This window comes from Micromonospora palythoicola (genome assembly GCF_036689795.1).
Lineage (GTDB): Bacteria > Actinomycetota > Actinomycetes > Mycobacteriales > Micromonosporaceae > Micromonospora > Micromonospora palythoicola.
Genome location: NZ_JBAGKI010000054.1, coordinates 33,679 through 41,395 on the forward strand (window position 1 = coordinate 33,679; position 7,717 = coordinate 41,395).

The following is a 7,717-nucleotide window of genomic DNA, read 5'->3' on the forward strand; positions in this document are numbered from 1 at the left end:
TATGCATGAAAACTTTCATTCGGCAAGCCTGCCGCTCGGTTCCACAATGGAACGCCGTGGCCTGCAGGTATGGCGGCTGTCGCCGGGCTCTGGGCCCGGCCGACCGGGCGGCAAGCGCCGGGCCGATAGGATCCCGGTCGGCGGTCGAGCAGAGGAGTGGGACATGCAACCGGAGGGTCCCTACCGGTACACCCACATGCTGGGTGGGTCACCGGTCGGGAAGGCATGGGCCGCCGTCGACGGGCAGGGCCGATTCGTCACGGTGGCTGTCCTCGACGCCACGGTCGCCGCTGCTCCGGGCTGGCGGGAAGCCTTCGCCGGCACCGCCAACAGTCTCGCCCAGGCTCCCGGCGGCTCGCCCTTCACGTACGCGGACTTTTCGGCCGCCGCGCCCTGGGTCGCGTACGCGGCGGAGGCCGGCCCGGCAGCGGAGAAGTTGTTCCGGGCCCTCGGCGTCGACTACCAGCCGGTACCCCCAGTTGGCGCACCGGTCTCCGGACCACCCCAACCCGTTTCGGGTGCCCCGCGGTCCGTTTCCGGTCCGCCTGCGCCGACCTCCGGCCCCCCGGTCCCCATCTCCGGCCCGCCCCAGCCGGTCTCCGGCCCGCCCCAGCCGATGTCGGGTGCTCCTGCCCCCGGCCAGGGCGGGCCGATCGCCGCGACGCCGCCGCACACGTCGTGGCACGGACCCGCGAGTCCGGCCCCGATCCAACCGCCCGCCTCGGGTCCGGTCTCCGGCGCGCCGATCTCGCCCGGCCCCGGCGTGGCCAGCGACGATTTCGGCTTGGACCCGTTCACCGCGCCGGTGCGGCGGATCCAACCGTCGGCCCGACCCAAGCGACGCACCGGCCTCTGGGCCGCCGTCGCAGCGCTCGCACTCGTGGCGGCCGTCGGTACCGGTGCCGCCGTCTGGGCGCTCACCGGCGACGATGACCCCGAGCCACCGCAGACGGCGCCGACCGGGGTCGAGGGCTCCGGCAGCAGCTTCCCCAATCCCGCTCAGGTCAACCCGGGCATCAAGCCGTGGGCACAGGTCGCGCCGTACAGCCCGGAGGAGCGTGCACTGGCGATCGCGGCGCCCTCGCTCGTCTTCGTGGAGGCGGTGTTCACCGGATTCGTGCGGGAAGCCAAGTCCAACGTGCCCCTCAGCGCGACGCCCGTGACGTTCAAGCGGCGGTGCAGCGGGTTCGTGGCCAACCCGGACGGCCACGTGGTGACAAATGGTCAGTGCGTCCAGCCGAGCGCCGAAATCGCCCGTGAACGCGCCCTGTACACGCTCGGGCGCATCCTCATCGAGCAGAACAAGCTCTCCGCCACCGAACTGGACGGCTACGTCCGCAGCAAGATGGGGACTACCACCTTCACCGGCGATCAGCCGGACGTCGACCCGGCCGTACAGGTGTTCGCCCAGTTCAACATCGCACGAGGCGACCTGACCGCCAACCCGGCGGTGCCCGCGCAACTGGTCAATGTCCTTGCCGCAGACGGCGGCAACCTGGCGCTGCTCAAGCTCGCGCAGTCCGACCTGCCGACGGCGGAACTCGATCCGTCCGCCAAGCCCGGACCCGGTACGGCTCTGCTGCTCATCGGCTACCAGACGGGCGACAGCGACTTCCGGGCGGCGACCTACACCGTCGAGGCCAAGCAGGTCCAGGTGTCGAGCACCGGAAAGCAGGGCACCGTCGAGGTGGCGAGGGTCAACGACGACCTCGGCATCTACTCGCACGGCGGCATCGCCATCGACACCCAGGGGCGGGTCGTCGGTGTCATCGACAACGATCGAGCTGCCAACGGTGGCGCCAACCGGGCACTGGTACCGGTGTCCGCCGTTGCCGGGCTGCTCGACGAGACGGATGTCCGGAACGAGCTCGCCGATGCCGACCGGGCCTACCGTAGCGGGCTTGACGCCTTCTTCGCCGGCCGGAGTGACGATGCGGTCGCACAGTTCAACGCGGTGGCCGAGGCGTCACCGGCGAATCTCGTCGCCCAGGCGTACCGACAGAACGCGATCGACAGGAGCCGGCTTGAGCGGGATTCGTCCGAGTCATCCAACCTGTTACCGATCCTGCTGGCCGGGCTCGGCGGTGCTCTGGTGGTCGGACTGGGCGGCGCAGCGGTACTGGTGATGCGCCGAAGATCCACGTACTGAGCGGCAGTCGCGACCAGAGATCGTCAGCGGGTGGAGTTGTCCCGTCCCCAGGCGTCCCGCGGGTGCCGACGGGCGCGCAGCGCGGCCAGCAGAGTGATCGTCACGTACACCATCGACGCGGGCGCGAGCCACGGTCGGGGAAGCACGACATCCCGCAGCCACGATGACGGCACGGAGGCTCGGATCCCGTCGTGGCTGGCGCGCAGCATGGTGTTGCCGGCACGGACCCGCGCGAGGGTGCGGACCAGGTCGCCCGTGCGCCGGGGTGCCTGAACGAAACTCGTCGCGGCGCTGACCTCCCGTTTCTCCGCCGAGCTGAACTGCGAGTCGAGGTAAAGATCGTCCGCGATCTGCTCCGGAAAGCGTTCGAAGCGTTGCCGTCCGGCGGCTGAGACCGCCATCGCACCCCTGCCGAAGAGCGCGTCGGCGAAGATCGGGAGACGGGTGCTGATCGCGTAGTAGGCCCGCACCGCGAGCGGTCGATCCTCGGTCACCATGGCCCGGCGGGGCGTCACGGCCAACGGTGGCCGCTCACCGGCGGAGAGCTCCGCCGCCATCGCGCGGAGCGCGCCACGGGAGAGGACCACGTCCGCGTCGAGGTACACCCGGGGAAACCCGCGGGCTGCGGCATCGCCCATGTTGAGGGCGTTGGCCTTGCCGGGCTCGGCGACCTCAATCACACGTACGCCCGGGCGCGCCGCCGCCATCTCGGCCGTGTCGTCGGTGCAGCCGTTGGCCACCACCACGATGTCCAACTCGTCGGGCACGGCATCGGCCAGCAACGCGTCCAGACAACCGCCGATCACCGCGGCCTCGTTGTGCGCGGCGATCACCACGCTGATCATGGGTCGCTCATGGCTTGTCACAGCAGCCTCACCGTCGACGCAGGAATACCGGCCACATTGGTCGGTGGATCACCTTTGGTGGCAGTGTGCCCGGTCACCTGCCGGCACGCACGGCCGTCAAGCTTGCCGGAGCCGATCGTCACGCCGCAAGCAGGTCCCGGCGGGACAGGTCCCCATTGGGCGTTGCCGTAGGACGGTTTGCCCGTGTGAATCCGTCTTGCCCGGAGTGCGTCCTGACTGTGCTGCCAATCACAGCCGTCCGGATGAATCTGCGGGACACCGTGGACGGTTGGCCCGCTGGTATCGTCCTCGTGTTTTCCGGGGCCGGGCGGGGGCCGACCACAGTGGGCGTCGATGTCGAGCTCCCAGTCCCCCGTCGTCACCGCGGCGGATACTGATGGGAGACGCACCCGCATGGGAAGCTTGACCGCTCCGGCCCGTAGGCCCTGGTCCCGGCAGCCGGGCCAGGACGGTTCGGCACCCGCGCATCTGCGGCTGGCACGTAACCTGACGACCGCCGCGCTGGTGCTCGTGGCGGTGAAGCCCCTACTCGACATCGGCGAGGGCCGGGGAGACGGCCTCGACCTCGGTGCGCTGCTCACCGCCCTGGGAGCCGTGCTGATGGTGGCCGCTCTCGGCGTGTTCGCACTCGGCTCCCGGCGGCTGCCCCCCCGACCGCTGCTGCTCATGGCCGCGGGGATCGGACTGCTGCTCGTCCTCTCGGCGGTGAGCTACCTGGCCGTGGACGCCCGAGCTGATCTGCTGGCGGCCTTCGACGTCCGGCGATACTCGATCTACGGGCCGCCCCAGGAGCCGACGGCTGCGATACCCGCCGAGGCGGTCCGACTGCTTGTCGGGTTCGCCCCGCTCGCTCTCATCGGCCTGATGTTGCTGCGCCGGGACTGGTTTCCGGTACGCCGTCTGGCGATCGTCGCGGGAGTCGTGGTGATCGGTGCGCTTGTGCACTCCGTTCTGGCGTGGTTGCAGGTCGCCGAGGTGATTCCCTACTCCTTCCACTTCGAGCTGGCCGGATGGCAGAAGATCGGCCGGGCCTCCGGTGGCTACTTCCACCCGATGTCGCTCGGGCGGCTGTTGATGTTCTCGGTCTTCCTGATCTACGTTCTGGGCGAGCGGATGGGCGTGCCCGCCACCGTGCGGTACGGACTGATCGGGCTTTTCGTCGCCACCGGGGTCGTGTCGCTGCACCGCTTCACCATTCTCTGCCTCGTGCTGATCGTCGCGGCGTTCGAGCTGCAGCGCGTGCGCGCGCTGGTCACGGCGCGTCGCCGCGGCGACCTGACCCGGCGGGGTGTGCTGTTCGTCGGCGGGGGACTCGCTGCCGTCGCCGCCTTGGCCGGCATGCTCTGGGGAGACGCGATCTGGCGACGGGCCGAGGTCGTCGTCACCGAGGTCGGTTCCCTCGACGTGCGTTCCGACACCTTCATGCACGGTCGGGGAGCGATCTGGAACGACGTGATGGAGATTCTCGGCCGCGCCCCGGTCGACGTGTGGCTGTTCGGGTTCGGCTACGAGCCCTGGGACATGCACAACGACCTGCTGCGACTGATGGTGGTCTGGGGACTCGTCGGCGTGATCGTGACCGTGGCGATCCTCGTGACGGTGTACCGCGTCGTGCGTGCCCGCTCGGACCGCTCGCACCGGGTGGCGCTGATGGTGCTGTTCGGGGCTCTGGTCATCTTCGGTCTGACCCAGAAACCGCTGGCGTACCCGTACTTCCTGTGGCTCTTCTTCTTCGGACAGATGGTGATACTCGCACTCGCCCCCGTTGAGCAGGACGACGCCGGGGAGGCCTCGCCCGTGACCGAGCCGACGGCGGCGTGAGGCCGCCACCGCCCGCCGAGGTGCGCGGGCACAGTCAGGACCAGCAGCTCCGCGACGTTGTGCACGAGACGGCGGAACGTGACGACCCGGACAGCCGAGGCGCAGCTGTGGTGCAACCCACCTTCACGGTCTGCATCGTGGTGCGCGACCGCGCAGTGTTGCTTGTCAATGCGGTACGCAGCGTGCTGGCGAACACCTTCGCAGACTTCGAGCTGGTGGTCGTCGACGATGGCTCGCGGATCCCGGTGACTACGGTGCTGGCGGAGGCGAAAGTCGCCGGGGACCACCGGGTGCGGGTGGTGACGCAGCCCCCCACCGGCATCGCCGAGGCACGTAACCTGGGTCTGCGCACCGCGACGGGACGGTACCTCACCGTCCTCGACTCCGACGACGAGTTGACCCCTGATGCACTGGCCCAACTGCACCGGCTGCTCGCCGAGACCGACGGGAGCTGGGTCTACGCCGACTACACCGAGGTCAGCCGTGGTTCCGGCCGGCTGATCCGGCTACCCGAGTACGCCTCGGCGCGGCGGATGCTGATCGGTGTCCTGACGCGGCCTCGGCTGCCGTTCAAGCACTCAGGTACGACAATCGATCGTCGCCTGCTGGACCGGATCGGTGGGTACGACGAGAGCTTCCGGCTCTTCGAGGACATCGAGCTGATGCTGCGAGCCTTGAAGTCCGGGGTGCACCCCTGTCACCTGGCCCATCCCATCGTCCGGTTCCACAGGCACGACGGCAACGTGACCCGGGGCAGACTCGCAGGTCTGGTCTTCTGGTTCCGCCTGATCGAGATGTACCGGCCGGTGCGGTGGCCCGGGGTGGGGCTGGCCATCAAGGCGCTGCGGACTTTGAGCGAGACGGGCAAGTGGCTTGTCACCCTCGGCCGTTGATCGACTGACCGGTGACCCACCACGGTCGGGTGCCGCCCCGAACCGGCTCGTCCGGATCCTCGGACACCTGGGCATGCTCGGTCTGAGTCAGATCGGCGTCACCGTTGCCGCCTTCTGCACGCAGATCTTGCTGGCTCGCGCCCTTCCGCAGAGCGCTTTCGGCACGTTCAGCGCGGCCCTGGCCGTCATGGCGCTGGCCGCGCCGCTTGTGGTCTTCGGCGTCTCCGAGCTGTGGTTGCAACGGTTCGGTCTGGAGGGCCACGCAGCCAGACGGTGGGTACGACCTTCGCTGCGGCTCGTCGCGGGCCTCTGCGTCGGGGTGCTCGCCGCGGCGCTCGTGTGGAGCCTCGTCGGGAAGTCCGACCCTGCCGCCACGTCGGTCCGCGCGCTGCTCACCAGCGTGATTGTCGCCCAGGTCGGGCTGACCCTTGTGGCTTCGGCGCAACAACTGCGCGGCGACTACCGTGGGCTGTCGGTGCTTCAGGTCGCACCGCACGTCGGACGAGTGCTCGTGGTGCTCGCCAGCTGGGCCGTCGGACTGTCTGTGGTGGCCGTCGCAGTTGGTTACGCTGTCGTCGCGCTGCTCACCGTGGTCGCCTGCATCGCGGTGATGCGACCCTTCGTCGCCGGCACGATGCCGCTGGAGGGGCATCGGGACAACGCAGCCGCTTCGACCACCGACGTGCCGGTGAGTCGGGTGGTCACGGCCGCCACCCCGTTCGTCCTGGGCAACGTGTTCTATCTGATGGGCATCTATCTCGGCACCATCGTCGCAGCCGAGGTGCTGGGTCCCGAGGCCGCGGCTCTGCTGGCCGTACCAATGGCGGTGATCACCGCGGCGTACCTGGTCCCGCGCGTCGTCTATCAGCAGTACTTTCTGGCCAAGCTGCACCGGTGGGCGCACGGCGACCGGGACGCGGTGCTGCTGGCGTACCGGTTCGGGACGTCGGGAATGGTCGTGCTCGGGATCCTGGTCGCGGGGCCGGTCGCGCTCGGCGGTCAACTGCTGCCGGTTCTGCTCGGACCCGGGTACGGGGAGACCGCTGCCGTACTGGCCGTGCTGGCTCTCGCCGTACCCTTCCGGTTCGGCGGAGCGGCCGCAGCCGCGCTGCTGACCAGCGGCGGGCTGCTCCGCCGCAAGGTGGTCCACCAGGGAATCGGCGCCCTGATGCTGCTTGCCGCCCTCGCGGTCGCCACTCCCATGTGGGGGGTGCGGGGTACAGCTTCCGCCACTGTGGTGGCCGAAGGCGTGCTCTGTGTGCTGTTCTGGGTCACGGCCCGGCGCCACGTGGTGCGCGACGGGGACCTGCCGTCGTGGCACGATCTGCGCCGACGTCTGACGAGGGGAAGTCCGAGTGCGTCCTGAAGCCGATCCCGCCGCTCGCCGGCCGCTCGTCGTCGGCTACTACGGCATGGAGAACGTCGGCGACAACGCCTTTTGCCTGGTGACCGATTGGGCGAGTCGCACGTACTGGGGAAGTGAGCGCCCCGTGTTCGCGGCCCCGCCCATGGTCGACCTGCCGCCCGAGAGCACCGGGATGAACCCGCGCTGGTACCGGTCCCGCAGCATCCCGGACCGGATGGGTTGGGTGCTCAACAAAGCGACGCTGCTGCGTGACTCCTCGATGGTCGTCTTCGGCGGTGGTTCGGTCTTCCGGGACATGGGGCCGTTCAGCGAGAAGCGCTTGTTCTCCCTCTTCTCCCGCCTCTCCGGGCATCCGATGGCGGCCGTGGGCGTCTCCGTTGGGCCGTTCCTCTCAGCCTCGGCCGAACGGCGTCTACTGGAGGTGCTCCGCCGGATCAACTTCATCGGGGTGCGTGACCGGGCCTCCGCCGAGCTTCTCCGGCGTGCGGGACATCCCGGGACGCTCGTCGCCGCCGGAGACCTCGCCGGGCGGCTGCCCGCGGCGCGCGGGGGGTGCCTAGGGCAGCCGCCCGGGCGGGCGCCGGGGCCCCCGGCGCGGCGCGGTGTGACACTGCTCGGCGGC

At 69.8% G+C, this 7,717-nt stretch carries 6 protein-coding genes; 5 read left to right on the forward strand and 1 reads right to left on the reverse strand.

What is annotated here, in order from left to right; genetic code table 11:
• Positions 1-163: 163 nt before the first annotated feature.
• Positions 164-2,149, forward strand: coding sequence for a trypsin-like peptidase domain-containing protein (locus V5O40_RS21150; RefSeq protein ID WP_332907070.1), 1,986 nt, complete (start codon positions 164-166; stop codon positions 2,147-2,149).
• A gap of 23 nt (positions 2,150-2,172) precedes the next feature.
• Here the strand turns inward: V5O40_RS21150 and V5O40_RS21155 are convergent, their stop codons facing one another.
• Complete coding sequence (locus tag V5O40_RS21155) at positions 2,173-2,994, reverse strand: glycosyltransferase (protein ID WP_332907071.1); 822 nt, start codon at positions 2,992-2,994, stop codon at positions 2,173-2,175.
• 414 nt (positions 2,995-3,408) lie between these two features.
• On the opposite strand from V5O40_RS21155, the gene V5O40_RS21160 reads away from it, so the two are divergent.
• The 4 genes from V5O40_RS21160 to V5O40_RS21175 all read left to right on the forward strand — a co-directional run.
• Positions 3,409-4,836, forward strand: a complete 1,428-nt coding sequence (locus V5O40_RS21160) for a hypothetical protein (protein ID WP_332907072.1) — start codon at positions 3,409-3,411, stop codon at positions 4,834-4,836.
• 107 nt (positions 4,837-4,943) lie between these two features.
• Complete coding sequence (locus tag V5O40_RS21165; protein ID WP_332907073.1) at positions 4,944-5,729, forward strand: glycosyltransferase family 2 protein; 786 nt, start codon at positions 4,944-4,946, stop codon at positions 5,727-5,729.
• A 73-nt stretch (positions 5,730-5,802) separates the two neighbouring features.
• Positions 5,803-7,095, forward strand: coding sequence for a lipopolysaccharide biosynthesis protein (locus V5O40_RS21170; RefSeq protein ID WP_332907074.1), 1,293 nt, complete (start codon positions 5,803-5,805; stop codon positions 7,093-7,095).
• Positions 7,085-7,717, forward strand: a 633-nt coding sequence (locus V5O40_RS21175; RefSeq protein WP_332907075.1) for a polysaccharide pyruvyl transferase family protein, incomplete at its 3' end; no start/stop codon positions are given. The genes V5O40_RS21170 and V5O40_RS21175, both read left to right, overlap by 11 nt.

Excerpts from the sequence above, each read along its gene's own strand:
- V5O40_RS21170 (WP_332907074.1), top strand. The coding sequence starts at position 5,803 with ATGCTCGGTCTGAGTCAGATCGGCGTCACCGTTGCCGCCTTCTGCACG.
- V5O40_RS21155 (WP_332907071.1), bottom strand. The coding sequence starts at position 2,994 with ATGATCAGCGTGGTGATCGCCGCGCACAACGAGGCCGCGGTGATCGGC.
- V5O40_RS21150 (WP_332907070.1), top strand. The coding sequence starts at position 164 with ATGCAACCGGAGGGTCCCTACCGGTACACCCACATGCTGGGTGGGTCA.
- V5O40_RS21160 (WP_332907072.1), top strand. The coding sequence starts at position 3,409 with ATGGGAAGCTTGACCGCTCCGGCCCGTAGGCCCTGGTCCCGGCAGCCG.